This is a genomic window from Psychromicrobium xiongbiense (assembly GCF_030271165.1).
Lineage (GTDB): Bacteria > Actinomycetota > Actinomycetes > Actinomycetales > Micrococcaceae > Renibacterium > Renibacterium xiongbiense.
In genome coordinates this window covers 1-26,391 of record NZ_JASSZH010000008.1, presented here as the reverse complement: position 1 = coordinate 26,391, position 26,391 = coordinate 1, and the positions used below count along the sequence as shown (strand labels likewise).

Genomic DNA, 26,391 nt, shown 5'->3' with positions numbered 1-26,391 from the left:
GGGTTTCCCCCCCGCCCCCCCCCCCCCACTGCGCTTTAAACCGTGTCTGACGACGGCGCGCCGCAGGCTGAGGTCAGCTGACCCGCTCGCCGCGCTTGGCCCGCAGAATGGCGAGCCGGTCATCGAGGATCTGTTCCAGCTCCGGCACGCTGCGTCGTTCCAGCAGCATGTCCCAGTGCGTGCGAACTGGCTTCTCGCTGGGGTCGATCGGCTTCTCACCGTGAGCCAGAATGGCTTCCTTACCGGTCTTGGAAACCCAGACCGCCGGGATTTCCGCTTCGGCGGCGAAGGTGACGAAGACCTGCTCGCCATCCGCGCAGCGGTACTCCACACGCTGCCGGGGTGCCGGCTCCACACCGGATTCGGTTTCCATGCTCTGTGCACCAAGGCGCATTCCGCGCAGGCTACGATCGCTCATACTTCGTCCTCTTCTCTGCGCGGTGCTGATGTGCCATTGCACATCCTGTCCGCACGTCCTCACCACAAAACGCTGCAACGCTTCCCGATGTTCCCGGCGACTCAGCGAAGCAGACTGATGCCCGATCATCCGAAGGGGCTGCAACGATCCGGGAACCAGCTTAAAAGTATAGCGGGGCGCTCCCTGTGGAACGCCCCGCCGTCGCACTACAACAAGTGACTGCCGCTGGCCTTCACATCTGCGTCGTCGTCGGCGCCCGAGTCCGGGCCCACCTTGCCCAGGACGTTTCCGATGCCCTTGAGCGCCTCGCCCACCTCGGAGGGAATGATCCACAGCTTATTGGACGTCCCCTCGGCCAGCTTGGGCAGTGTCTGCAGGTACTGGTAGGCCAGCAACTTCTGCGTGGGATTGCCCTTGTGGATGGCGTCGAAAACCTTCTGGATGGCCTGAGATTCGCCGTCTGCGCGCAGAATCGCGGCTTTGGCATCACCCTCTGCCTTGAGGATCGATGACTGGCGTTGCCCTTCTGCGGTGAGGATCGCCGACTGCTTGGTGCCCTCTGCCGTCAGAATCGCAGCCCGCCGGTCACGCTCAGCACGCATCTGCTTCTCCATGGAGTCCTGGATCGACAGTGGTGGGTCAATAGCCTTCAGCTCCACCCGGGAGACCCGGATACCCCAGCGGCCTGTGGCCTCGTCCAGAACGCCGCGGAGCTGACCGTTGATCTGGTCGCGACTGGTCAGTGCCTCTTCCAGGTTCAGCCCGCCGACGACGTTACGCAACGTGGTGGTGGTGAGCTGTTCCACGGCCTGAATGTAGTTGGCGATCTCATAGGTGGCCGCGCGTGGATCGGTGACCTGGAAGTAGACCACGGTGTCGATGGAGACCACCAGGTTGTCCTCGGTGATCACCGGCTGTGGCGGAAAGGACACCACTTGCTCACGCAGGTCGAGTAACGGCAGAAGCCGGTCGACGAACGGAATGAGCACAGTCAGCCCGGGGTTGAGGGTTCGCTGGTATTTGCCCAGTCGCTCCACCACCCCGGCACGGGCCTGGGGAATGATCCGTATGGACCGAATGAGCACGATCACGATGAAAATGATCAGGATCAGCAGTACCACAGTGATCGCGACGGCACCTGCGCCGTTATCCATAGTATTTCCTCATCTCTTAGGTGGCTTGTGTCTGAGTGCCCGGCGGTTTCAGTGCCCGGCAGCGGCGGAGTGCTGGCCCGTTCCATTGCCCGGCGCAGCCAGAGGAACCACCACGGCGGTGGCTCCTTCGATGGCATGGACGGTCACCTGATGGCCGCTGGGAATCAGTCCGCCAGGGCTGCGTGCGCTCCAGACATCGCCGCCGATCTTGATCCGTCCGCCATCGGGCGTGACATCAGTGAGCGTCAGGGCGGATTGGCCGAGCAGCCGCGGCACATTGGAGAGCGAGTTGACCGGGCCGCGATGAAGATGGCGCAGCGCAATGGGCCGGAGGAAAAGAATCATCACCAGGGCGACCACACAGAAGACGATGACCTGCAACCAGATCGGCGCACCGAGAAGCGCGGACAGCAGGGCCACCAGGGCGCCGCCAGCCAGCATGATGAAGAACAGGTCCAGGGTGAGCATTTCGATCACTGCCAGAACTAGGAAGACCGCAAGCCACAAAGCCCATCCATTGGCGATAAACCATTCCAACATGGCAGCCTCCCTGTTTGCCCCGCTGCACCCTCGTCGTTCCAGCCTACTATGATTTTGCCGATTCTCGGGGGAAACTCCAGGGAAAGTTCGCGGAAAAGCCGCTGTTCCGTGCGTAGTGGCACGGGTCGTAGGCCCTGGTATCCGGCCTCTCAGAGCTCCGTCTGCTGCCCGGATTGACGGGGCTCAGATCACCGACTGCAGGGGCATCCGGGCCGGGGCCGCACCCACCTGATCCACGGCACGCAGCAGTGCCTGGACTGCTGATCGCAGATCGTCGAGCGGGTAGGTGAAGGGGATCCTCAGGAAGCGCTCGAAGGCACCCTCCAGGCCGAAGCGGGGGCCAGGAACCAGCGTCAGTCCTTCCCCGCGGGCAGCAAGCGCCAGGGCGGAGGAGGAGAGATCACCGAGTGCGATCCAGAACGACATACCCCCCTGTGGCGAGTTCACCCCCCAGTCCGGGAAGGCGCGGAGCAGTTCTTCGCGGAGCGTGTCCCTGCCCAGGCGTAGCTGCCAGGTTCGGTTGGCCTGCAAGGCATCCAGAGTGCTGACCAGCTCGATGGCGGCTAACTGCTCCAGCAGTGGAGTTCCGAGGTCAAGGGCGGGGCGGGCGCGCTGGACCTTGGTCATCAGCTCGCGGCTGCCCCTGATCCAACCGATACGCATACCACCCCAGGCGATTTTGCCGAGCGATCCGATGGTCACCACCGAGGGGGAGAACCTGGCCATCGGCGGCAGCTCGCCGCGCTCGATGTCCAGGAAGGCCGTGGTCTCGTCGATGACCAGGGTGGTGCCCTCGCGCTGAGCCAGGGCGGCGATCTTTTCCCGCTGCTCTACCGGCATGCTCTCTCCGGTGGGATTGTGGAAGTCCGGCATCAGGAAGGCCATACTGGGGGCCGCCTGACGGATCAGCATCTGCCCCTGGGCCAGATCCCAGCCGCCGCCGACGGTGACCGGCATCGCCAGTAACCGGGCGCCCGCGCCCAGAAAGGTGTCGATGGCGTGGGGGTAGGTGGGGTGCTCGATGAGGATCCGCTCGCCGGGGGAGTAGATCGTATGGGTCAGCAGGCTGAGTGCATGCTGGGCTCCGAGAGTGACCACGATCTGGTCCGGATCCGTGCGAACGCCCCTGCTGCGATAGTGCTCGGCGATGGCCTCGCGCAGCTCCGGCAGCCCCTGCATGTCGAAGCCGTGGTGGCCCACATGGGCTGGAAGACGTTCGATGGCATTCCGATAGGCCGAAACCAGGCCCGGATACGCACTGGAGGCTGCCTTGCTGAAATCCAGCGGAGTGCTCTCCAGTGGGCCGGACTCGCCACGCTGCCCGTCGGGCAAGGACAGGGTCGATCCGGAGCCCCGGACGCTGTGCAGATAGTTTTCTGCGCGCAGATGGGCATAGGCCGCGGCAACCGTTGTCCGGGAAATGTGCAGGGCAGCGCTGAGTTCCCGTTCGGCGGGCATCCGGGTGCCGCTGGCCAGGCGGCCATCGATCAGCATGACCCGGAGGCGATCTGCAAGGGCCAGATAGGCGGCCCGCCGGGAACGCCAGTCACCGAGGTCTTTGGCAAGTCTGCGGGCGGAAACACTCTGGTTCATGGCCTCAGCTTAACGGCTGGTTCCAGTCCAGTGAGTAGCCAGATTCCGCAAAGTGGACCTGGCGGATGCTGCCAATCATCGACAGAATCGATGCATTGGCCTGATCTGCCGTTCCTCTTGTCGAGGCGATCGGTCGGGATCACTGATAATTCACGGAGAACGCGAGGAGGATGACCATGCACAGCCCGCCGCGCCATCGCGTGCTGCAGATCCTGACCACCGACCATCGGGGAGTCCGGCTGGCGCGCCTTGCCGTAGGTCTTGCTGCGTACGGGCAGGCCATCGCTTTGATGATCCACGCGAATCTTGGAGCCTCGCCCTGGGACGTCTTCAGCCAGGGTCTGTCCCGGGTGACCGGTTGGAGCTTTGGGCTCTGCACCCTGGCGATTTCGGCGCTCGTCCTGCTGCTGTGGATCCCGCTTCGTCAGAAGCCGGGTCTGGGCACGGTGGCCAATGCCGTGAGCGTGGGGTTCTTTGCAGACCTGGGTCTAGCGTACTTGCCAGTCCCGGATTCCTGGTGGCTGCGGACGGTGTTTTTTGCAGCCGGCCTGCTGCTGCTCGCCTTTGCGACGGCGATGTATGTGGGCGCCTGTCTGGGGCCGGGACCGCGGGACGGCCTGATGACCGGGCTGGTCGCCCGGACTGGGAGACCGGTCTGGATGATCCGGACCGGCATCGAATTCGTCGTGGTGGTGATCGGGTTCCTGCTGGGAGGCGTGGTCGGGCCGGGCACGCTGGCCTTCGTCCTGGGAGTGGGGCCGCTGACCCAGTGGGCTTTCAGCGTGCTACGGGTCGATCTCGCGGCACATACGCCAGCGGGACTTTTACCCGCCGGGGGCGCATCGGGCAGCCGTACGAGGGAAGCTCAGCGAATCGGGCGGAAGGCCCAGAGCCGAAAAGCCGCACTCACCCGGTAGCTCGGTTCGGTGAGCTCTGCCGTGATCTGCTCCAACGTCAGATGGTGGCCGCTCGGCCCCATGTACACAGCCTGCCGAGCGGCCTCGACGGGTAAATCAATCTCGTATTCCACACGGGCCTGCTCTGTCAGCGTGAAGTAATCCTGCGCCGCACTGAGCACCGAGTCGCCCTTATCCGGGTGCAGACCCAGCCGACCAGCCATCTGCGGCAGACCCTCCAGATGTGCGGGCTCCGGCGTGGCCATCAACAGCACCCCTTCCGGATGCAGCACCCGGCGGAATTCCGCCCAGGGGCGCGGGGCGAAGACAGCCAGGACGGCATCGAGACTGCGGGCAGCGATGGGTAGCGGCCGCCACAGGTCCCAGACCAGGGCAGTCAGCCCGGGGACCTGATGAAGGGCGCGCTTGAGCGCATGCGGAGAAAGATCGATGCCGACCGGCGCCCGTTCCGCAGTCAACCCAGCCAGGTAATACCCAGTGCCACAACCTGCCTCCAGCACGACCGAGTCCTCGCGTGGGGCCGGCATCGTGCGCTTGGCTGTGGCTGCCAGCTGGTCTCGCAAGGGGGCATACCAACCCGCGTCCAGGAACTGCTGACGCGCGGCGACCATCGGCGCCGTGTCGGATCGTAGGCCATGTGGATGGCCGGTCAGTAGATTGAGGTAGCCACTGCGAGCCGCATCAAAGCGATGCCCGGAGAGGCAGGCGAGTCCGCGCGGGCTGGCCACTTCAGCCAGATCCAGACCGCAATGCGGGCACAGGAGCGCAGCGAGCGCGGAAGGGGAATACGGCACCGTCCCATCCTAGGTCCGCGTGCGTTCGCCGTGGTGTCGACTCCGTGCCCTCCCTCGAGGCTCGCCGGCTCACCTCGGGGTCCCTCGGGCACTACCGCTCCGTGCCCTCCCTCGAGGCTCGCCGGCTCACCTCGGGGTCCCTCGGGCACTACGCTGGGGAAGTGTGAAACCTGATCAGTTACCGCTTTTGTCTTCTGTTTCCGCTCCCACCCTGCATCCGGCGGGCGACCGGCTCGTCTATGCGAACAGTCGTGCCGACTTCGGCTCCGACAGTTACGTCGGTCAGTTATGGGAAGCTCGCACCGACGGTGCGACGCCGCCCCGCCGGATCACCCGCGGCCGCTCGGACTCTGCACCGCGGTATGCACCGGATGGCACCTTGCTGGCCTTCCTCCGCCCGGTGGACGGCAAGGCCCAGCTTCATGTGCTCGATGCCCGCGGCGGAGAGTCCACCCAGGTCACCGATGCGCCGCTGGGCGTCGCCGACTTCGACTGGTCCCCGGACAGTAAGCTGCTGGCCTACACCGCAGCCGTTCCGGAAGACGGCCGCTACGGCACCGTGACCGGCGTCGGCGCGGAGGCCGAAGCGCCACGGTTGCTGAGCACCCCCGTGTACCGCCTCAACGGAGCCGGCTACACCCAGGACAAGCCGGTGCAGATATTCCTTGTGGAGGTTCCGGACCCGGGTGCGGAGCCTTTTGTGGCGCCGACGGGCCGAGGGATCCCCGCCGGTGACTCAGCGACCGACGACGGCGCACCCACCGCGCTGCCCAAGGCCCAGCAGCTCACCGAGGAGGCTGCGCGCCACGGATCGCCCCGGTTCAGCGCCGACGGACGCTCACTGCTCTACACCGTGGACACCTTCGCCGGCATTGACCTGCGGACTCATCTGTTCCGCCGGGAGCTGGCCACCGACACCGCAGAAGAAATCGTCACCGCCACGCTCAGTGTCAGCCAGGCGGTGGAATCCCTCGACGGCCAGTGGCTCTTCGCGCTCGCCGTGGATCTGGGCGAGTCTGTGCGGGACTTCATCGGCGGCCAGACCGGAATCTATGTCCGGCCAGTGGCGCAAGCGGAGGCCAGCCGGGAATCCGACGCCCGCGGGTCGGAATGGACCAGGCTCACCGGGGAGGACCAGGACTTCACCGAGTCGCCACGACTGGTGCCTTTCGGTATCGACTCGGTGCTGACCGCCGAGCGGATCCGCGGTGCTCAGTGGCTGCGTCAGGTGAGTCGTGCGGGTGAGCAGGCCACGCTGGTGGACGGCCCTGGTGTGGTGACCGGAATGGATGCTGTGGGCAGCCTCGTGGCGCTGAGCTATGTCGCGGTGAACGCTCCCGGGGAAATCGCGGTGCTGCACAGTGGCGCGGTCCATCCGCTGACAGGCTATGGAGCGGAGCTGGCTCGGAACATGACGGTCGCTGCCCTGCAGGAAGTCACGGTCGCCGCACCGGATGGCTATCCGGTGCACGGCTGGCTGCTGGTGCCTGAAGGCGAAGGCCCGCATCCGGTGCTGTTGAACATCCACGGTGGGCCGTTCTCGCAGTACGGCTGGGGCTTCTTCGATGAGGCGCAGGTCTATGTCGAAGCGGGGTACGCGGTGCTGATCTGCAACCCGCGGGGTTCTTCCGGATACGGACGGGCCCACGCCCGGGCCATCAAGGGCACGATGGGCACGGTGGATCTGGTGGATGTGCTCGCCTTTGTCGATCAGACCCTGGCGAGCCACCCGGAGCTCGATGCCGACCGGCTGGGCATTATGGGAGGCTCTTACGGCGGGTATCTCACCGCCTGGGCGATCAGTCAGGATCACCGCTTCACCGCCGCCATCGTCGAACGCGGCTATCTGGACCCGGCGAGCTTCGTCGGCTCTTCCGACATCGGCTGGTTCTTCACTGATGAGTATGTGGGGACCGATCCGGCCGCCATCGCCGCCCAATCGCCGATGGCGCAGATCGACTCGGTGCGTACGCCCACTTTCGTGATTCATTCGGAGCAGGATCTGCGCTGCCCGGTGGAACAGGGACAGCGCTACTTCGCTGAACTCATCAGGCGGGACGTTCCGGCCCAGTTGCTGCTTTTCCCCGGAGAGAATCATGAGCTGTCCCGGGCGGGGCGGCCGCTGCACCGCAAGGAGCGCTTCGACGCCATCCTGGACTGGTGGGCGCGCTACCTGCCTACGGAGGCCAATCCCCGGCGCGACTGATCACCACCGCTTGGGCGGTGCGCGCGTCAGGGCCTGGCTCAGAAGCCCAGGCCCTGACGCGCGGCCTCGATACCGGGATGCGCCCAGCGGTGTGTGTATTCGCTGTTACTGCTCAACGATCGCAGCAATGCCTTATCCAGGTAGAGCGTTCCCGCCAGATGATCGGTCTCGTGTTGAACGATCCGAGCCTGCCAGCCGCTGAAGGTGCGTTCGCGCAGCGTTCCGTCCGGCTCGGTGTAGTGCAGAGTGACCCGCCGGTGGCGGGGGACGACGGCCTGCCAGCCGGAGACTGAGAGGCAGCCTTCGTAAAATTCGTAAAACATAGCTGGATCGCCCGGCAGCTCGGGGTTGCTGTCCTCAGGCTCGCCTGGCGATCCGAGGGGTTCATAGTGCGGGTTGAGCACGGCGAAAAACTCCAGGGGATGCCGCTCCCGGAGCGTGGCGACATCCTCGGTGACCGGGTACAGATCTTCAAGAACCGCCAGTTGCAGCGGCAGACCCAGCTGCGGTGCGGCCAGGCCCACACCGGGGGCGGCGTGCATGGTGTGGCGCATCAGGTCGATCAGGGCCGTGAGCTCGCTGGGTTCCAGCTGGCCCTCCCATGGCTCTGAGGGCATACGCAGCGCGGGATGCCCAGCCTGAACGATGCTCGGGAGAGTGCCGTCGGCGCTCTCTTCCAGCAGGCGCTGGACGGTGCTTTTCAAGGTATCCGGCATGCACCCATTCTAGGGAGCCACCGCGTCTAGGGAACCAGCATGGGGAAGCCCCGCACCTGCCCGGGCAGGTGCGGGGCTTCCCCATGATCAGCGGTTCTCAGTAGGAAGAGAGTCCCAGCTTCTGAGTGATTTCAGCGGCTTCCTCGGCGGGAGAATGGCTGATGTTGACCCGGAGAGCGTCCTCGTCGTCCTCCGGCGCCTCCAGCGCCGCAAACTGCGAGTCCAGCAGCGCCGGCGGCATGAAGTGGCCGTGCCGGGCGGACAGCCGGTCAGCGATTTCCTGATGGCTCCCGGCCAGATAGACGAACTTCACGTTAGGCAACCGCAAAACATCACGGTAGCGGCGTTTCAGGGCCGAGCAGGTCACCACTCCGGGGCTCTGGGAGCGCTCGTGATCGCGGATCCAGTCCGCAATCGTCTCCAGCCAGGGCCAGCGATCCTCATCGGTGAGTGGCACGCCGGCAGCCATTTTGGCGACATTCTCTGCGGGATGAAGATCGTCACCCTCAAGATAATCCCAACGCAGCTGGCCTGCCAGCAGCGCGGCCACAGTGGACTTTCCGGAGCCGGAAACTCCCATCACAATCAGAACTGGGTGCGCGATCATGCGATGAACACCGACAGCAGCATGACCAGGCCAAAGCCGACCAGCGAAATCAGGGTTTCCATCACCGACCAGGTCTTGAAGGTCTGGCCCACACTCAAGCCGAACAGCTCCTTGACGAGCCAGAACCCGGCATCGTTCACATGCGAAAGGAACAGTGATCCGGCCCCGACGGCCAGCGCCAGCAACGCAAGGTGAACGGGTGAAAGCGAGCCAGCGAGAGGTGCCACGATGCCGGTCGCAGCGATGGTCGCCACCGTGGCGGAGCCGGTGGCCAGTCGTAGTGCGACCGAGATCAGGAAGCCCAGGACGAGCACCGAAATGCTGGCACCCGATGCCCATTTGGCTACCGAGTCTCCCACACCGGCACCGATCAGCGACTGCTTGAAGCCGCCACCGGCGCCCACGATCAGGATCACGGCGGCGATCGGACCCACACTGTCACCGATCTTCTTGGCCAGGGCAGCCCCCTTGAGGCCCACGGCATAGCCGAAAGTCACCAGGGCGAGCAGCACAGCCAGGGTCATCGCGACCAGGGGCTGACCGATGAAGTCGAAGAAGACGCGCGCCGCGCTGGGGTTCTTGGTGTCCGGGCTGGCAATGTCGACGATGGCCTTGGCCAACATCAACACGACGGGGAAGACGATGGTCAGGACCGTGACGGCGAAGCTGGGCGTGCGCTTGACATCGGGATCCACCGACTGGTGGGTGGTATCGACGCCACCTGCAACGGCCGGCGCGGCAACAGGCACCCAACGGGCAGCCAGGACGGAGAACAACGGGCCACAGATGATCACGGTGGGAATCGCCACGATGATGCCCAGAATCAGGGTCAGGCCAAGATCGGCATGCAGATTGCCGATGGCGACCAGCGGGCCGGGATGCGGCGGCACCAGGCCGTGGAGCACGGACAGGCCGGCCAGCGCGGGAATCGCGATCTTCATCAGCTTGGTCTTGGAGCGCTGGGCGACCAGGACGATCACCGGAAGCAGCAGGACCAGGCCGATTTCGAAGAACATCGGCAGGCCGATGATGACGGCAACCAGCGCCATCATCCACGGGACTTTGGCACCGGAGACCTTCGACAACAGTGTGTCGACGACGCGGTTGGCGCCACCGGAGTCAGCCATGAGTTTGCCGAGCATGGCGCCCAGCGCGATCAGTAGACCGACTTCCTGCAGCACGCCGCCGACGCCGGTCTCAAAGTTGGTGACGACTTTGCCCAGCTCAATTCCTGATCCGAGGCTGACCACCGCCGCGCCAAGGATCAGTGCCAGAAACGGGTGCATCTTCAAAGCGGTGATCAGCACCACGATCACGATGATCGAAACGGCCGCCAGGATGATCAGGAGGGTGTCGTGATCGTTCCAGGGCTTGGGGGCGTCAGCCATCACCGCAAGCGCGGGTGCGAGAGCTTGAGCAAACATGAAACCTCATTGGTTCGGGGGATGATGTGAGATAAGTTACCTAGTAAGTATGCTTTATTCAAATTTTGGGCTGGGAAAGTCCGACTTATCAGGAGCCAGCATGACCGTTCCCCTCAGTGGGCAACAGAACTTTATGGACCGATTCGGTCAGGAGATCGTCGATGGCGTTCTCACGCCGGGAACAGTATTGCGCACCGAGGAGCTGCAGGAGCGGTATGAAGCGACCAGATCCGTGGCACGGGAGGGCATCAAAGGACTCCAGGCGCTCGGCCTGGTGGCGGTGACCCGCAATGTGGGGGTGCGCATTCGTCGCCCAGGTCACTGGAATGTCTTCGATCCCCGGGTGCTCCACTGGAGGCTGAATGGGCCACAGCGTGCTTCCCAGCTTTTGCTGATCACTGAATTCCGCCTTGGCGTAGAACCGATCGCGGCGCGGCTTGCCGCGCAGCGGATCAGCGCCAGCGGGGGGCAGCAACTGATGGAGTGCGCCGGGGATCTGCTCGCCGCCGGAAATGCCGGCCGTCAGAAGGCCTTCCTGGAGGCGGATATCGCCTTCCACCGGATGATTCTGCGCGCCTCACAGAATGAGATGTTCGCTCATTTGCATGAGGCGGTGGGGGAGGTGCTCAGCGGTCGTACCGAGCATCATCTGCAGCCGCAGCACCCGCATTCCAGTGCCCTGCACTGGCATCTGGGTGTGGCTGATGCGATCCAGCGTGGTGATGCTGGGCAGGCGGAGGAGCAGATGCGCAAAATCGTGCTGCAGGCCAATGAGGAGATGCGGGCGGACCTTGGCCTGCTCGGCGACGACTGACCACCGGGTGGCTGATCGGTAGCCGATGGCACGGGCACAGGAGCCTTTTGGCCATGTCCACGCGCATGGCGTTAGGCTAGTTGGTGGCTGGCTGTGGTCCCCGTATGCCACAAGCTATGAAGCCTTCACTGAATAGGAGACACCCGTGTCAGATGCCCAGCAGATCACCCTCATCGTCGATGGCGAAGAGACTCAGGTGACGGAGGGGATCACCGGAGCGGAACTCTTCTTCGAGCGCCGCGATGTCGTCGTGGCCCGTGTGAACGGTGAACTCAAAGACCTCGATCAGGTCCTGCCTGCAGGTGCAGTGGTCGAAGGCATCACCATCGACTCGCCAGATGGCCTGAACGTTCTGCGCCATTCCACCGCCCACGTGATGGCCCAAGCGGTCCAGCAACTGCGCCCTGATGCGAAGCTCGGCATCGGCCCCTACATCACCGATGGCTTCTACTTCGATTTCGACGTTGCGGAGCCCTTCACTCCTGAGGATCTCAAGACCCTCGAGAAGATGATGCTCAAGATCGTCAACCAGAACCAGAAGTTCGTCCGCCGTGTGGTCACCGAGGACGAGGCCCGTGAGGCGATGGCCAATGAGCCCTACAAGCTGGAACTGCTGGGCAAGAAGGACGATAACGATACAGCAGAGGCCGGCGAGAGAGTCAATGTTGAGGTCGGTGCCGGCGAGATCACCATCTACGACAATGTGGACCGCAAGAGCGGCGATGTCGTGTGGTGCGACCTCTGCCGTGGCCCGCACCTGCCCAACACCAAGCTGATCTCCAACGCCTTTGCCCTGACACGCTCATCGGCCGCTTACTGGCTGGGCAATCAGAACAATCAGCAGCTGCAGCGCATCTACGGCACCGCCTGGCCCACCAAGGAGGAGCTGAAGGCCTATCAGGAGCGCCTTGCGGAAGCCGAGCGTCGTGACCACCGCAAGCTGGGTGTGGAGCTCGATCTCTTCTCCTTCCCCGATGAGCTGGGTTCCGGGCTGCCGGTCTTCCACCCCAAGGGCGGGATCATCCGCAAGGAGATGGAGGACTACTCGCGCCAGCGCCATGTCGACGCCGGCTACGAGTTCGTCTACACCCCGCATATCACCAAGGGCCATCTCTATGAGGTATCCGGCCACCTCGACTGGTACCGCGACGGCATGTTCCCGGCGATGCACGTGGATGCTGAGCTCAATGAGGACGGCACGGTGCGCAAGCCCGGTCAGGACTACTACCTGAAGCCGATGAACTGCCCCATGCACAACCTGATCTTCCGTTCCCGCGGGCGCTCGTACCGCGAACTTCCGCTGCGGTTGTTCGAATTCGGTTCGGTGTACCGCTACGAGAAGTCCGGCGTGGTGCACGGCCTGACCCGCGTCCGGGGGATGACACAGGACGATGCCCACATCTACTGCACCCGCGAGCAGATGAAGGACGAGCTCACCACCACGCTGAACTTTGTACTGGGCCTGCTCAAGGACTACGGCCTGGACGACTTCTACCTGGAGCTCTCGACCAAAAACGAAGAAAAGTTCGTGGGCGATGACGCCACCTGGGAGGAGGCGACACGTACCCTTGCCGAGGTGGCTGAGGCTTCCGGTCTGGAACTCGTGCCGGATCCGGGTGGCGCAGCGTTCTATGGCCCGAAGATCTCCGTGCAGGCCAAAGACGCCCTGGGTCGGACCTGGCAGATGTCCACCATTCAGCTGGACTTCAACCTGCCCGAGCGCTTCGAACTCGAATACCAGGCCGCGGACGGCACCCGTCAGCGCCCGGTGATGATCCACCGCGCGCTCTTCGGTTCTGTGGAGCGGTTCATGGGCGTGCTCACGGAGCACTACGCCGGTGCCTTCCCGGCCTGGCTTGCGCCGGTTCAGGTGGTCGGCATCCCCGTGGCGGAGGCGTTCAATGACTACATGTTCGACGTCGTCGATCAGCTCAAGGCGCAGGGAATCCGCGCCGAGGTGGACATCTCCTCGGATCGCTTCCCGAAGAAGATCCGCACGGCGAGCAAGGACAAGATTCCTTTCGTGCTGATTGCTGGCGGGGAAGACGCGGAGGCTGGCGCTGTCTCCTTCCGCTTCCGCGATGGCAGCCAGGAAAACGGCGTGCCGGTGGCCGAGGCCGTGCGTCGGATCGTGGACGCGGTGCGTAACCGCGAGAACTGAATCAGTTCACGGACGCACGACGCCATCAGAAACGGGCAGGAGAGATGTGCAGGAGAACCCAGGTGTGACCCCTGAGTATCCCGGCGACGCTGAGGTGACGGATCACTTCAGCCTCGCCGGGGTGCCTGACGCCTTTCAACGGTTGTGGACCCCACACCGCCTGGCATACATCAAGGGTGGGCAGGACCAGTTCGGCCCGGGGGAGAGCGACTGCCCGTTCTGTGTGGCTCCGTTGCGCAGTGATGAGGATTCGCTGATCGTCCACCGCGGGAACCTCTGCTACGTCATTCTCAACCTGTTTCCCTACAACCCCGGTCACCTGCTGGTCTGCCCCTACCGGCATATCCCTGATTACACCGACCTCACACTGGAGGAGACGGCAGAGTTTGCCGCGTTGACTCAGAAGGCGATGCGGGTGCTGCGTCAGGTCTCCCACCCCACGGGGTTCAACCTCGGGATGAACCAGGGCGTCACCGGCGGAGCGGGCGTGGCCGCGCACCTTCACCAGCACGTGGTGCCCCGGTGGAACGGTGACGGCAATTTCCTTCCCATCATCGCCCAGACCAAGGCGATCACTCAGACACTGGGCGAGGTCAGGCGCGAGGTCGCTGAGGCCTGGGCTGCCGACTGAGATGCTCAACAAACATGCGCGCGGTCTCTTTGCCGCGATCTTCCGTCCTCTGGCCCGGTTGCTGGTCCGCTGGGGTGTCTCGCCCGATGCCGTGACGCTGCTCGGCACTCTCGGCGTCTGCGTGGGAGCTCTGGCCTTCTATCCCTGGGGCCAGCTGTTCTGGGGGACGGTGGTGATCACCGCCTTCGTCTTCTCCGACATCGTCGATGGCCTGATGGCCCGGGAACTGGACCGTCACGGCCCCTGGGGCGCTTTTCTCGATTCCACGCTGGACCGGTTGGCAGACAGTAGCGTTTTCGTCGGGATCTCACTCTGGTACTTCTGGGGCGGCCACGATGACGCCATCGCGGTTCTGTCCCTGGTCTGCCTGGTGCTTTCCACCCTGGTGTCGTACAGCCGGGCGCGGGCCGAGGGCCTGGGCCTGCGTGCAGACGTGGGAATCGCGGAGCGTTCTGAGCGGCTCGTGGTGGTCTTGGTGACGACCGGTCTGGTCGGGCTGGGAGTCCCGTCGTCGGTGCTGCTGGTGGTGCTGGTGATCCTCATGGTGGCCAGTGTGATCACCGTGGGGCAGCGGGTCTTCCTGGTCCGCAGCCAGGCGCTGGCCCTCGAATCCGGTGAGGCTGCGGAGGCCGGGACCGAGTCATAATCCTCCGTCGGTGGCCCCTGTTGCGGGCCACGGAACATCGAGTGGCCCTTAAAGGGACCGATTCGTTGCTGAAGTTCCGGAAAGTGGACTGAATTCTGCGGGCGCAGGACTAGCATCGACTCCAGAAACCATCGGCAGGGCGGTGGGGAACCGACAGTGCCTGGCCCGCGGTCAGCACAGCTGAGGAGAGTATCGATGAGTGAAAACACAGCGCCGGTCACCGGCGGTAGCAAGGTCAAGCGCGGTATGGCGGAAATGCTCAAGGGCGGCGTCATCATGGACGTGGTGACCGCAGAGCAGGCCAAGATCGCGGAGGATGCCGGTGCGGTCGCCGTCATGGCGCTGGAGCGGGTTCCCGCAGACATCCGGGCGCAGGGTGGCGTCTCCCGGGCCAGCGACCCGGACATGATCGACTCGATCATCGAGGCGGTGTCGATCCCCGTGATGGCCAAGGCGCGCATTGGCCACTTTGTCGAGGCCCAGGTGCTCCAGTCGCTGGGCGTCGACTACATTGATGAGTCCGAGGTGCTCACCCCGGCTGATTATGAGCACCATATCGATAAGTGGAAGTTCACCGTGCCCTTCGTCTGTGGCGCCACCAATCTGGGCGAGGCTCTCCGCCGGATCAACGAGGGTGCGGCGATGATCCGTTCCAAGGGCGAAGCCGGTACCGGCGATGTCTCCAACGCGACGGGGCACATGCGGAAAATCCGCGCGGAAATCGCCCGCCTGTCCTCGCTGCCTGAGGACGAGCTGTTCGTGGCTGCCAAGGAGCTGGCTGCACCCTACGAGCTGGTCAAGGAAGTTGCCACGACCGGAAAGCTCCCGGTGGTGCTCTTCACCGCTGGCGGCATCGCCACCCCGGCCGACGCCGCCATGATGATGCAGCTAGGCGCTGACGGCGTCTTTGTCGGCTCCGGCATCTTCAAGTCCGGTAACCCGGCCCAGCGCGCCGCAGCCGTCGTGAAGGCCACCACGTTCTTCGACGATCCCGACGTCATCGCCCAGGTGTCCCGTGGGTTGGGTGAAGCGATGGTCGGCATCAACGTCGCTGATATCCCGGAACCGCACCGGCTCGCTGAGCGCGGCTGGTAAGGCTTTTCTGAACGCACGACGACGGCCGGTCACCTTGGGGGTGCCGGCCGTCGTCGTTCTGTGTCAACGTCTTAAGCACTTAGTGGAGACGCCTCCGGCCGGAACCGCGGAAAATCCGGGTTCCACTTTTCCTGGCTGACGGTAAGTGCTTAAAACTTTGACGACGCGGCGGCGATGGGGGTACTCGGAGGGACTCCCCCAGTTACCTCGCCAGCGATACCGTGGGTTCATGGATATTCGTGCTGAGGTTCGTGACTTCCTGATCTCACGCCGGGCCAGGGTCACGCCACAGCTGGTGGGTTTGCCCAACGGCACGAACCGCCGTGTTCAGGGGCTGCGTCGCAGTGAAGTCGCGACGCTGGCCGGGGTGAGCGTGGAGTACTACACCCGTCTGGAACGCGGCGGGATTGGCGGCGCTTCTCCTCAGATCCTGGACGGCATCGCGAGGGCGCTGTTGCTCGACGAGGCGGAACGGGCCCATCTGTTCAACCTCGCCCAGGCGGCGGGACCCGTGGGGCGCCCTGCCCGGCGTCGTAGCTCCAGCCGCTGGGTCCCTCACGAGAGTCTGCAGTGGCTACTCAATGCCTTCACCGAAGGGCCCGCGTTCGTTCGCAACAGCAGGATGGATCTGCTCGCGGTGAACCCCTTGGCACGTGCGTTCTACAAGGATGTTTTTGATATGCCAGGCACCTCACCGAACATCGCCCGCTTCACCTTCCTTGATCGCCGGGCCCGGAACTTCTACCCGGACTGGCAGTTCTTCGCCGATGTCACGGTGGCGATCCTGCGTACGGAGGCGAGCCGCGACCCTCACAATAGCGACCTCCACGACCTGGTCGGTGAACTCAGCACGCTCAGCGAGGAGTTCCGGACTACCTGGAGTCGACATGACGTACGCCATCACGGTACGGGTTTCAAGACCTTCAATCACCCGGTAGTGGGAGAGTTGACGCTGGCGTATGAGGGTCTGGCCCTGGAGGCAGAGCCGGGCCTGTATATGACCATTTACACCGCAGAACCAGGCACGCCCTCGGCTGACGGACTCAGGATGCTGGCCTCCTGGGCTGCCAGCGAATACGGCTCTGGCCCGCTGGATCTCGCGTCATCACTGTGATCGTTCGCGTCCTGTGACGCGCGCCGTCATGAGAGTCAGAAGGGAGGCAGCCACGAGGACAGCCGCACTGGCCAGGAAAGTGCTCTGATAACCGGAGGAGTCGAAGAGCAGGCCGCCCACGGTGGAACCCAGGGCGATGCAGGTCTGCACCACGGCGACCATGAGCCCGCCGCCCTGCTCGGCGTTGTGGGGGAGGGCCCGGGCCACCCAGCTCCACCAGCCCACGGGTGCGGACGTCCCGAGAAGGCCCCAGAGGCCGAGGAGCACGATGACGCCGGCGAACCAGCCACCCCAGGGGATCAGGGCTGCGGCGATGACCGCCATCACGGCTGGGATGACGGACAGCGTCCGGTACAGCCCGCTGCCCAGGAACCGGCCGATGAGGACAGTACCGGTGAACCCTGTCACCCCGAGAACCAGAAGGACCACGGAGATGGCGGTGACGTCGATCCGGGTCACGATTTCCAAGAAGGGGCGGAGATAGGTGAACAGGATGAACTGCCCCATGAAGAAGCAACCGCAGGCCGCCATGCCCCAGGCAACGGTTCGATCACGGAAAAGGGCGAAAATCGAGACGACCTCCCGGAGCCTAGGTGACCGAGTCCCCGCTGGACGATGCGGCGCCGCCAGAGAGGGCAGACTGATCCACAGCCAAACCACGCACAGAACCGAGACCGGAACCAGAGCGAAGAACGCGCCACGCCATCCGATGAGGGAACCGAGGTAGCTGCCCAGGGGTGCTGCGAGCACCGTGGCCAGGGCATTCCCGCCGTTGACGATGGCCAGGGCGCGGGGGACGTGTACTCCGGACACGAGCCTCATGGCGGTCGCGGACGACATCGACCAGAACCCTCCGATCACCACACCGATGAATGCTCTCCCTATCATGAACGGCGGATAGCCTGGTGCCAGCGAGATCAGTGCCCCGGAGGAACCCATGAGGGCAGCCAGTCCGATCAGCAGGGTCTTGCGATTCAGGCCACCTGCGAGAACGGAGATGCACAGGCTGGTCAGCACGGCGAAGACACCGGAGATAGCAATGCCCTGACCGACCATCCCCTCGGAGACCTGCAGATCGGCAGCCATAGGGGTGAGGAGGCTCACCGGCATGAACTCGGAGGCGACCAGGGCGAATGCCCCGAAGGACAGAGCGAACACCCCGCCCCAGTGTCCGGAACGGTGCTCGGCTTCCGGCCCCGGGATCTGATGGTCGGGAGCCTCAACGGTTCCGGATGACATGGGATCTCCCTCTGATGGCGGTTGTGGTCCGATGATCCATCGGATCACAAAGTGAATGGTTGAGGGAGTCCCGCCGGTGAGAGGTACTGGCAGGGCCTCCCTGATACGCCACAAGTGGGGGCAGGTGCCGTGGACGTAGCGATTCGGATGCCACATCGCCTGTCGCGAGGCGACACTGTCGCCCTCGAGTGCTGACCGGCGTCGTTCTGTGTCAACGTCTTAAGCACTTAGCTGAGGCACCTTTGGAGGGAACCGCGGAAAACCAGGGGTATTTCGTTCCCGGTGGGCGGTAAGTGCCTAAAACTTTAACCCGACAGGAAACCTTCAAGGGCCACCACGAAGAAGCCCAGCTGGCGACCGCAAGCGAGGCACGCGGCCTGGCGACCACAAGGGGCCGGGCGGTGGAACTGGTTTCGGACAGGCTCGGCTTTCGGCTCTGTGCGACTTTCGGCTCTGTGCAATGGGACTGAATCCATCAGACCAAGCCGGAATGACTGCGGTGGGTTATCCAGGTACTGACAGCCCCTTCTTCAGCCATATTCCGGCTACTAACGTGGAGGTCATGACCAAGAACGTGATATTGAACAGCGGCGTGGAGATGCCCGCACTGGGCCTTGGCGTCGTCCAGACCCCGTCCGAGCAGACGGTCGCTTCCGTCGTCGAGGCGCTACGTCGGCTACCGGCTCATCGACACCGCAGCCTCGTACTTCGATGAGCGCGAGGTCGGTGCGGGCATCCGCGCCTCTGGTATCGACCGCTCTGAGGTCTTCATCGAGACCAAGCTCTGGATCAGCGACTACGGCTACGAAGAGGCGCTGCACTCCTTCGAGAAGTCCGTTGGAAAGCTCGGCGTCGAGCAGATCGATCTGCTCCTGCTGCACCAGCCGCTGCTCACCGATTTCGAGAAGACCATCGGAGCGTACAAGGCATTGGAGAAGCTGCTGGCCGACGGAAAGGTTCGCGCGATCGGTGTGAGTAACTTCATGCCCGAGGTGCTCGAGCGGTTGCTGGAGCAGACCGACGTCGTCCCGGCAGTCAACCAGGTCGAGGTGCACCCGTACTTCCCCCAGCTGGGTGTGCAGGCAGCAGACGCCGCACACGGCATCCTGACCCAGGCCTGGTCACCGATGGGTGGCATCACCAGCTACCGTGGTGACGCCAGCACATCCACCTTCAATGACCCGGTCATCGCAGAGATCGCTGCCGCGCACGGCAAGACTCCGGCGCAGGTCATGCTGCGCTGGCATCTGCAGGAGGGGCGCTCGGCGATCCCGAAGCCGGTGAACCCGGAGCGTATCGATGCGCTGGATACCGGTGTCCGCGGCGGCCCGGACCCCGCGGTGATCACCCTGGAATCCTTCCACCGCGACATCGCCGAGGCTTAGGGGATGTCACGCTCGGGGCGCGGTCCTCAGCCCTCGCCGAGAATCCGCTCCACCAGGTGCTCGGCGAAGTCCTCCTTGAGGGTGAGCACCACCCGCGTGTGTGCCCCGGGCTGATCCGGGAATCCACGGAAGCGGCCGCGCAGATCACAGATGGTCTGCCCCCGCCCGGGGCCGTCCGTCGCGTCCACCACGAGGTTGACCTTCGGGGCGATAGCGGGCGTGACACCGCCAACCGCGATGGCGGCAGCCAACGGATCGTGCATGGCCGAGCAGGGGCGGCCGAACTGCGGCGCGTAGAAGTCAAAGTAGAAGCCCAGCATCTCACCCAGTACGAGAGCCATCGGTTGCCCGGAGGTCAACAGCCGCTGCCGGTGCGTCTCTTCGAAAACGTGATCCATGGTCACATCGAGTGGCACCAGCGTCACCTGCCAGTCGGCGGCCAAAACCCGGGCTGCGGCCTCGGCATCGTTGGCGATATTCGCTTCCGCCACCGGGGTGATATTGCCGGGCGCCATCGCCGCACCGCCCATGATCGTCACATGGCGCACCAGGGCAGGCAGCCCGGGTTCTCTCGCCAGCGCCAGCGCCAGATTGGTCAGCGGCCCGATCGCCAGAACCTCCAGCGTTCCCGGGTTCTCCCGGGCCAGACGAATCAGCAGTTCGGCTGCGGTCTCGTCCACCGCCGCGGCGGTGGAAGGCTCCAGCTCCACGCCGCCGATGCCGTTGGCACCGTGCACATGAGGCGCGCCACCGTGGAAGCTGCCGCCCAGCGGATCATGCGCCCCGGTGGCTACTGGTACGTCCTCGCGCCCGGCGAGTGCGAGCAGGTCACGGGTGTTGACCGCGCCGACACCCGCGCTGACATTGCCGCTGACCGCACCGATGCCCAACAGTTGTACCTCCGGCGAGGCGAGCAGATAGGCAATAGCGAGCGCATCATCGATGCCGGTGTCACAGTCCAGATAGATCCGATGAGCGGCAGGAGTGTGCGGATCGACCATAGGTGGCTCCTCGGCGTGAGAGCGGTTGGTAAGCAGAACGGTTGTCATACAACCATGCATGCGGAGGCAGAACAAACTATGCAATAGTGTGGCGGTGTATTCCAGGATGGCTCCGATCCTCCTGGACAGATCTGCTTCCTCCGAGAGAGGAATCTGGGGGCCCGCCAACCCGAGCCACCTGCCCTCCTATGTACCTGAGAAGCATCACCGCAGAGAAGGAACCTCGATGACCGAACATGCACCCGTGATGGCAGCCGCACTCGCCGTCGTCGGCAGCATCAATCTGGACCTCACGGTCACGACGGAGCGACTGCCTACCCCGGGGGAGACGCTCGGCGGAGGAGTGCTGCGTCGCCAGCCCGGCGGCAAAGGTGCCAACCAGGCCGTGGCTGGTGCCCGCCTGGGTGGAAGAGTCCGGATGGTCGGAGCGGTGGGAAACGACGGCGATGGCGAAGCACTCGTCGCGGCAATGGCGGCCGCGGGGGTGGACATCAGTGGCATTCTTCGGGTGGCCGAGCCCACCGGAACCGCGCTGATCAACGTGGACTGGGCCGGGGAGAACCAGATCGTGGTGTGCCCCGGCGCCAATGGGGTTCTCGATCTGGAGGGCGTGGAGTTCGATGCCGAGGAAGCCGTTCTCTGCCAACTGGAGGTCGATCTGGAGGTCGTGCTGGAGGCGGCACGGAAGACCGACGGCTATTTTGCGCTGAACGCTGCACCGGCCATGCCGCTTCCTGCGGAGCTGCTGGAGCGCTGCGACCTGATCATGGTGAATGAGACCGAGTACGCCCTGATCCCTGAACTCGCCACGGCCAGGCTCGTCGCAGTGACCTATGGCAAGGATGGTGCGGCGATTTTTGCCGAAGGGACGAAGGTGGCTGAGGTGCCGGGGCTCTCAGTGCCGGTCGCCAACACCATCGGCGCAGGGGATGCCTTCTGCGCTGCCCTGGTGCTGGCGCTCCGCTCGGGGCTGAACTACACCCAGGCGCTGACTACCGCCAATGCGGTGGGGGCTGCGGCAGTCGGTGATGCTGCCTCTCAGCCGTTCCTGGAGCCACTGGCTACGTATCAGCCCCAAGGCTGATCCGGTGATCCGGTAGCATGAGCCGTCCGACTGTGGCGGAGCTATGCAAACGCAAGGCAAACACTGGGGGAAATTCTGCGCTGGGCGGTCCCGGTGACCTCCGGACGATGAAACAATAGTGACCATGACCGCCGAAGTGTTCATTCTCATTCTCGTGATCGTCACGGCCGTTGGCTTCGATTTCACGAACGGCTTCCACGACACCGGGAACGCGATGGCCACTTCCATCGCCACCGGTGCACTCAAACCAAAAGTCGCCGTCGCCCTCTCCGCCATCCTCAACTTGGTGGGCGCCTTTCTCTCCGTGGAGGTTGCGGCGACGATCGCCAAGGATGTGCTGACCATCCAGACGAAACAGGGGGACCTGCTTCCCGGTCTGGCTCCGGAAAAGATCATGGTCATCATCCTGGCCGGTCTGATCGGCGGCATCCTCTGGAATCTGCTGACCTGGCTGCTGGGCCTGCCCTCCAGCTCCTCCCACGCCCTGTTCGGTGGCCTGATCGGTGCGGGCATCGCCGGGGCAGCCACGGTCAACTGGGAGGGTGTTCTCTCCAAGATCATCGTGCCTGCGCTGCTCTCACCCGTGATCGCGGCGGCGGTGGCTGCCGTCGGGACCTGGCTGGTGTACGCCATCACGCGTCATGTGAAGGAACCGCATCGGGAGAACGGCTTCCGCTGGGGGCAGATCGGCACGGCCTCGCTGGTCTCGCTCGCTCATGGCACGGGGGATGCCCAGAAGACGATGGGCGTGATCGCTCTGGCTCTGATTGCCCATGGCTCGCTGACCGGCGAGGGGATTCTCAAGGATGGTCTGCCGATCTGGATCATCGTGCTCTGCGGTGCCGCCATCGCGCTCGGTACCTATCTGGGCGGCTGGCGCATCATCCGCACCCTGGGCAAGGGGCTGGTGGAGATCGATTCCCCGCAGGGCATGGCGGCAGAAGCATCATCGGCTGCAATCATTCTGACCTCGAGCTCTATGGGTATGGCACTGTCCACCACCCACGTGGCCACCGGCTCCATTCTGGGCACCGGCATCGGGCGCCCTGGTGGAACGGTGCGCTGGGGTGTGGCAGGCCGGATGGCGACCGCCTGGTTGATCACGATGCCGGCCGCAGGCGTGGTCGGCGCGCTGTGCTACTTCATCGCAGCGGGAGTCGGTGGCCTGGCCGGAGCCATCACGGTCTTTGTGCTGCTTGTCGCGGCGGCGCTCTACATGTACCTTCGCAGCCGTCGTCAGAAGGTGGATCATCATAATGTCAACGCCGACTGGGATGGCTCCGCCGTTCCGAAGTCCGGCAAAGTCAGCAACCCGGCCTAGCCGGCTACTAAGGAGAGTCAGGACTATCATGATCGACTTTGCAGCCATTGGGCTGGCGGGGGTACGTGTGCTTCTGGTCGGGCTGTTGTTGGGGGCGGGGCTGCCAGCGCTCTTCGCCCTGGGCATGCGGCTGCAATCGGCCGGCTCCGGTGACTTGGACACGAGCACCGACGCCGATGGCGCCGGCACAGCGAAGCGTCAGCCCTTGCTTCTGGTGCTGGGCTGGCTGGTGTTCGCGGTGGTGATCGCCGTCGTGATCACCGGTGTCCTGTGGATCACCCGCCAGAGCATTCACCACTACTTCGGTATCACCCTGTTCGGTGGTGCCTGATGAGCGAAGGGATCATCGCCCAGGTTCTTCGCTGGCTCCGTGCGGGCTACCCGGAGGGCGTGCCGCCGAAGGATTTCACTCCGCTGCTGGCCCTCTTGCGCCGCACCCTCAGTGATGAGGAGTTCCAGGCCATTCTGGAGCACTTGGAGGCGCAGGACGCTGATCCGGTGCATTCCTCCCACGTCCGGGACGCCATCGCCCAGGTGACGCTCACCGATCCGGACGAGGATGCCATCCGCGAGGTCGCTTCGCGACTTGCCGCTGCGGGCTGGCCACTGAGCGCTGGCCTGATCAACCTCACGGGCGGAAGCGCATCGGTGCAGGAGCCCCGGACTGGACTGGTGGCGCAGGCTGTGCGTTGGCTCAGCGTCGGCTACCCGGAGGGTGTGCCCGCCGCGGATCAGGTGCCGATCCTGGCCCTGTTGCGTCGCAGACTCACCGATGACGAGGTGCGCGAGGTGGCCGAGACCCTCGTCGCGAGGGCCCCGTCCGATGACGACGCCGATGCCGATGTCTCAGCGGTCGATGCCCAGGTGCTGATGCTCCGGGTACTGGGCGAGCTGCCATCCGAGCCGGATCTGGAGCGGGTCCGTGCCCATCTGGCAGCGGGTGGCTGGACGCTCAGTTAGGCCGCGGCGTCGTGGTCAGTCCGTGAGTCCTCGACGCCGCAAGAGGGGCTCAATCGCGGCATCACGGCCTCGGAAGTTGCGGAACGCCTGCAGCGGATCGATGCTGTTGCCGGTGGCCAGGAGGGTGCGGCGGAAATGGTCGCCGTTCTCTCTGCTGAGTCCACCGTTTTCGGCAAACCATTGCACGGTGTCCGCGTCCAGCACCTCTGACCAGATGTAGGAGTAGTAGCCTGCAGAGTACCCATCGGAGAAGATGTGCTTGAAATATCCGGTGCGGTACCTCGGCGGGATGAGGTCAAGGAATACGTCGGCAGCCCGAAGCGCCGCAGCTTCAAATTCTTCCGGGTCACCCGGGTCTTCCCCTGCGCGCAGGTGGTGCCAGGCCTGGTCCAGAAGTGCCGCCCCGAGGTATTCAGTGGTCCTGAATCCCTCGCCCCAGCTCTGAGCCTTCAGGAGCCGCTCGATCCATTCAGCCGGGATCGGTTCGCCGGTTTCGTGGTGACGGGCGTAGTTGGCCAGGATGTCCGGGGAAAGGACCCACATTTCGTTGACTTGTGAGGGGTATTCCACGAAGTCGCGCGGCACTTCCGTACCAGAGAAACGTGGGTAGTGAACCTGGGAGAACAAGCCGTGCAGCGCATGCCCGAATTCGTGGAAGCAGGTCACCACCTCGTCGTAGCTCAGCAACGCCGGTTCGCCGTCAGCAGGGGCCGGAATGTTGAGATTGTTGACCACCACGGACTGGTGGCCCAGAAGCCCGGACTGTTCCACGAGCGGATTCATCCAGGCCCCACCGCTCTTGGTGTCGCGGGTGAAGTAGTCGCCCAGAAACAGACCCAGTCCGCTGCCGTCGGCATTGCGGACCTCCCAGATGCGCACTCCAGGGTGATAGCCCACCAGGTCTGTGCGTTCGATGAAGCTGAGCCCGTACAGTTGGGCGGCCGCGTAGAACACACCGTCTTCCAGGACACGGTTGAGTTCAAAGTAAGGTGTGAGCGCAGCGAGGTCCACGTCAAAGCGGCTGGTGCGGACCTTTTCGGAGTAGTACGCCCAGTCCCAGGGCTGCAACGCGTGACCTGCGGCCTGGGAGAGCAGCTCAGATTCCGCCTGTGCATTGCGGACCGCCGCCGGGGTCAGCCGGGCGAGCAACTCCTGGATGGCCGAGGTCGATGGCGCCGTCTGGCTTTCCGTGGCCAGTTCCGCATGATGTGCGTAGCCCAGCAGGGCGGCCCGCTCCGCGCGGAGCATGGCCAGCAGACGCGCCGTGGAGGTTCCCGTGCCCAGTCCCCGGCTGACCGAGGCTTCGCTCACGCGCTGACGCAACGGCCGGTGATGCAGGGACTCCAGGACCGGCTGGCCGCTGGGCTGGATCAGCGTCAACAGATACTTCTCCGGATGATCGGCGGACTCCGCGGCTGCCCGCGCTGCGGAGATCTGCGAGGGGGTCAGACCGGCCAGCTCTTCGACATCGTCCACCAGCACCGCGGCCTCGTTAAGGGCAGCCAGCCCATCCTGGCTGTACCGGGTGCTCAACTCCGCGATGTCCGTATTAAGGGCGCGCAGACGGACCTTGGCGGGTTCATCCAGAGTGGCACCGCGTCGCCGGAAGTCCGCCAGATATTCGGTGACCAAGCGCTGTTGTTCCGGATCAAGGCCGTCCAGGGGGAGCGCAGAGAAGCGCGCGTACAGCTGCGCATCGAGCCAGATGGCGTCCTCATGCTGACTGAGCAGAGGTGCCACCACCTGTTCGATCTGCTGGATCTCCGCAGTGGCATTCGAGGCGGACATGTTGTAGAAGATCAGGGAGACCTGACGGAGCAGCGTGCCTGCCCGCTCCATCGCCTCGGCAGTGTTGAGGAACGTCGGGGGTTGCGGATTGTCCCGAATGGCTGCCACCCGGGACAGGTGGTCCTCACAGGCCGCGGCAAACGCCGGTAGATAGTGTTCCGGACGGATCTGGGCGAAGTCGGGGAGACGGTAGGGAAGGGTGCTCTCCACGAGAAGCGGGTTGGCCGGACCACCTGAGGGAAATCTGCTCATTCCCTGACTCTTTCACAGGGCGGCTAAGGTGCGCCAACAAGAATATAAAATGGATACCCTTCAGGGCTTTCATTTTCTGAATACAGTTCTAGACTGATTTTGTTGGATACCACTTCGCGGGGGCCGAGAGGTTCCGTATCAAGAGAGGTTCAGAGATGTCTGGGAAGTTCGAACTCTACGAAGACAAAGCAGGCGCATTCCGCTTTCGGCTCAAGGCCGGCAACGGAGAAGTGATCGCCACCTCGCAAGGCTACAAAACCAAGAAAAGTGCACTCAACGGCATTGATTCAGTGAAGCGCAATGCCGAGTCTCCCGTAGTGGAGATCCCGCACGCCGAGTAAGAGCGTGATCCTGGTGTCCGTCGATCCGAGGGGCCCCAGGATCTGGTAGGCGGCTGTGGCCGGGTTCCGCGATGATGCGGAACCCGGCCACAGCCGTGTCAGCGTCGACTACTTGCCAGTGAACACCAGAGACATCGGTGTGGTCTCCGTGGTCTGGCCCTGCGGGTTGTCCTTGAAGATCGCCTCGAGG

24 protein-coding genes and 1 pseudogene are annotated in these 26,391 nt (G+C 64.2%); 14 read left to right on the top strand and 11 right to left on the bottom strand.

Annotation, left to right across the window (positions count from 1 at the left end; genetic code table 11):
* Positions 1 to 73: 73 nt before the first annotated feature.
* The 4 genes from QQM37_RS02640 to yczR all read right to left on the bottom strand — a co-directional run bounded on the left by QQM37_RS02640 (position 74) and on the right by yczR (position 3,705).
* Complete coding sequence (locus tag QQM37_RS02640; RefSeq protein WP_285724746.1) at positions 74 to 418, bottom strand: RNA polymerase-binding protein RbpA; 345 nt, start codon at positions 416 to 418, stop codon at positions 74 to 76.
* A gap of 206 nt (positions 419 to 624) precedes the next feature.
* Positions 625 to 1,572: an SPFH domain-containing protein gene (locus QQM37_RS02635; protein ID WP_285724744.1), complete on the bottom strand. Its 948-nt coding sequence runs from the start codon at positions 1,570 to 1,572 to the stop codon at positions 625 to 627.
* Positions 1,573 to 1,620: 48 nt separating this feature from the next.
* Positions 1,621 to 2,112 (bottom strand): NfeD family protein, encoded by a 492-nt coding sequence (locus QQM37_RS02630; protein ID WP_285724742.1) that lies wholly within the window; start codon positions 2,110 to 2,112, stop codon positions 1,621 to 1,623.
* Positions 2,113 to 2,295: 183 nt separating this feature from the next.
* Positions 2,296 to 3,705, bottom strand: coding sequence for a MocR-like transcription factor YczR (yczR, locus tag QQM37_RS02625; protein WP_285724740.1), 1,410 nt, complete (start codon positions 3,703 to 3,705; stop codon positions 2,296 to 2,298).
* Between the two features lie 176 nt (positions 3,706 to 3,881).
* Between yczR and yczE the strand changes: the two genes are divergently transcribed.
* Entirely contained in the window at positions 3,882 to 4,622 is a 741-nt protein-coding gene (gene yczE / locus QQM37_RS02620; RefSeq protein WP_285724738.1) for a membrane protein YczE, read from the top strand.
* On the opposite strand, the gene QQM37_RS02615 is transcribed toward yczE, so the two are convergent.
* Positions 4,571 to 5,416 carry a methyltransferase domain-containing protein gene (locus QQM37_RS02615; RefSeq protein ID WP_285724736.1) on the bottom strand — a complete coding sequence of 282 codons (846 nt, stop codon included), beginning with the start codon at positions 5,414 to 5,416 and terminating at the stop codon, positions 4,571 to 4,573. The genes yczE and QQM37_RS02615 overlap by 52 nt on opposite strands.
* A 187-nt stretch (positions 5,417 to 5,603) precedes the next feature.
* Here QQM37_RS02615 and QQM37_RS02610 point away from each other — a divergent pair, with 187 nt between their 5' ends.
* Positions 5,604 to 7,622, top strand: coding sequence for a S9 family peptidase (locus QQM37_RS02610; RefSeq protein WP_285724734.1), 2,019 nt, complete (start codon positions 5,604 to 5,606; stop codon positions 7,620 to 7,622).
* Between the two features lie 38 nt (positions 7,623 to 7,660).
* Here the strand turns inward: QQM37_RS02610 and QQM37_RS02605 are convergent, their stop codons facing one another.
* The 3 genes from QQM37_RS02605 to QQM37_RS02595 form a co-directional block, all read right to left on the bottom strand.
* A complete protein-coding gene (locus tag QQM37_RS02605; protein ID WP_285724732.1) occupies positions 7,661 to 8,338 on the bottom strand; it encodes a peptide deformylase in 678 nt (225 codons plus the stop codon).
* 97 nt (positions 8,339 to 8,435) lie between these two features.
* Positions 8,436 to 8,945, bottom strand: coding sequence for a gluconokinase (locus QQM37_RS02600; RefSeq protein ID WP_285724730.1), 510 nt, complete (start codon positions 8,943 to 8,945; stop codon positions 8,436 to 8,438).
* On the bottom strand, positions 8,942 to 10,369 hold the full coding sequence (locus tag QQM37_RS02595) for a GntT/GntP/DsdX family permease (protein ID WP_420030111.1): 1,428 nt from the start codon (positions 10,367 to 10,369) through the stop codon (positions 8,942 to 8,944). The genes QQM37_RS02600 and QQM37_RS02595 overlap by 4 nt, the downstream gene beginning before the upstream one ends.
* 100 nt (positions 10,370 to 10,469) lie before the next feature.
* Here QQM37_RS02595 and QQM37_RS02590 point away from each other — a divergent pair, with 100 nt between their 5' ends.
* The 6 genes from QQM37_RS02590 to QQM37_RS02565 all read left to right on the top strand — a co-directional run bounded on the left by QQM37_RS02590 (position 10,470) and on the right by QQM37_RS02565 (position 16,830).
* Positions 10,470 to 11,183 carry a FadR/GntR family transcriptional regulator gene (locus tag QQM37_RS02590; protein ID WP_285724728.1) on the top strand — a complete coding sequence of 238 codons (714 nt, stop codon included), beginning with the start codon at positions 10,470 to 10,472 and terminating at the stop codon, positions 11,181 to 11,183.
* Positions 11,184 to 11,328: 145 nt separating this feature from the next.
* Positions 11,329 to 13,344 (top strand): threonine--tRNA ligase, encoded by a 2,016-nt coding sequence (thrS, locus tag QQM37_RS02585; RefSeq protein ID WP_285724726.1) that lies wholly within the window; start codon positions 11,329 to 11,331, stop codon positions 13,342 to 13,344.
* Positions 13,345 to 13,390: 46 nt separating this feature from the next.
* Positions 13,391 to 13,975, top strand: coding sequence for an HIT family protein (locus QQM37_RS02580; protein ID WP_285724724.1), 585 nt, complete (start codon positions 13,391 to 13,393; stop codon positions 13,973 to 13,975).
* A gap of 1 nt (position 13,976) precedes the next feature.
* A complete protein-coding gene (gene pgsA / locus QQM37_RS02575) occupies positions 13,977 to 14,621 on the top strand; it encodes a phosphatidylinositol phosphate synthase (RefSeq protein ID WP_285724723.1) in 645 nt (214 codons plus the stop codon).
* Between the two features lie 195 nt (positions 14,622 to 14,816).
* On the top strand, positions 14,817 to 15,716 hold the full coding sequence (gene pdxS / locus QQM37_RS02570) for a pyridoxal 5'-phosphate synthase lyase subunit PdxS (protein WP_285724721.1): 900 nt from the start codon (positions 14,817 to 14,819) through the stop codon (positions 15,714 to 15,716).
* Positions 15,717 to 15,945: 229 nt separating this feature from the next.
* A complete protein-coding gene (locus tag QQM37_RS02565; protein WP_285724719.1) occupies positions 15,946 to 16,830 on the top strand; it encodes a helix-turn-helix transcriptional regulator in 885 nt (294 codons plus the stop codon).
* On the opposite strand, the gene QQM37_RS02560 is transcribed toward QQM37_RS02565, so the two are convergent.
* On the bottom strand, positions 16,822 to 18,069 hold the full coding sequence (locus QQM37_RS02560; RefSeq protein ID WP_285724717.1) for an MFS transporter: 1,248 nt from the start codon (positions 18,067 to 18,069) through the stop codon (positions 16,822 to 16,824). The genes QQM37_RS02565 and QQM37_RS02560 overlap by 9 nt on opposite strands.
* 562 nt (positions 18,070 to 18,631) lie before the next feature.
* Between QQM37_RS02560 and QQM37_RS02555 the strand changes: the two are divergent.
* Positions 18,632 to 19,454 (top strand): annotated as a pseudogene (locus tag QQM37_RS02555) (aldo/keto reductase).
* Between the two features lie 26 nt (positions 19,455 to 19,480).
* Here QQM37_RS02555 and QQM37_RS02550 read toward each other — a convergent pair.
* Positions 19,481 to 20,455 (bottom strand): nucleoside hydrolase, encoded by a 975-nt coding sequence (locus QQM37_RS02550; protein ID WP_285724715.1) that lies wholly within the window; start codon positions 20,453 to 20,455, stop codon positions 19,481 to 19,483.
* Positions 20,456 to 20,681: 226 nt separating this feature from the next.
* On the opposite strand from QQM37_RS02550, the gene QQM37_RS02545 reads away from it, so the two are divergent.
* The 4 genes from QQM37_RS02545 (at position 20,682) to QQM37_RS02530 (ending at position 23,820) form a co-directional block, all read left to right on the top strand.
* Complete coding sequence (locus QQM37_RS02545) at positions 20,682 to 21,539, top strand: ribokinase (RefSeq protein WP_285724713.1); 858 nt, start codon at positions 20,682 to 20,684, stop codon at positions 21,537 to 21,539.
* A gap of 124 nt (positions 21,540 to 21,663) precedes the next feature.
* The gene (locus QQM37_RS02540; protein ID WP_285724711.1) at positions 21,664 to 22,860 is read left to right on the top strand and encodes an inorganic phosphate transporter; all 1,197 of its coding nucleotides are present in this window, start codon (positions 21,664 to 21,666) and stop codon (positions 22,858 to 22,860) included.
* A gap of 28 nt (positions 22,861 to 22,888) precedes the next feature.
* Positions 22,889 to 23,191 (top strand): hypothetical protein, encoded by a 303-nt coding sequence (locus QQM37_RS02535; protein ID WP_285724709.1) that lies wholly within the window; start codon positions 22,889 to 22,891, stop codon positions 23,189 to 23,191.
* Positions 23,191 to 23,820, top strand: a complete 630-nt coding sequence (locus QQM37_RS02530; RefSeq protein WP_285724708.1) for a DUF3349 domain-containing protein — start codon at positions 23,191 to 23,193, stop codon at positions 23,818 to 23,820. Before QQM37_RS02535 ends, QQM37_RS02530 begins: the two co-directional genes overlap by 1 nt.
* 15 nt (positions 23,821 to 23,835) lie before the next feature.
* Here QQM37_RS02530 and QQM37_RS02525 read toward each other — a convergent pair whose 3' ends face one another.
* Complete coding sequence (locus QQM37_RS02525; RefSeq protein WP_285724707.1) at positions 23,836 to 25,860, bottom strand: M3 family metallopeptidase; 2,025 nt, start codon at positions 25,858 to 25,860, stop codon at positions 23,836 to 23,838.
* 155 nt (positions 25,861 to 26,015) lie between these two features.
* On the opposite strand from QQM37_RS02525, the gene QQM37_RS02520 reads away from it, so the two are divergent.
* Positions 26,016 to 26,201 carry a YegP family protein gene (locus QQM37_RS02520; protein WP_285724705.1) on the top strand — a complete coding sequence of 62 codons (186 nt, stop codon included), beginning with the start codon at positions 26,016 to 26,018 and terminating at the stop codon, positions 26,199 to 26,201.
* The last annotated feature ends 190 nt before the right edge of the window (positions 26,202 to 26,391 follow it).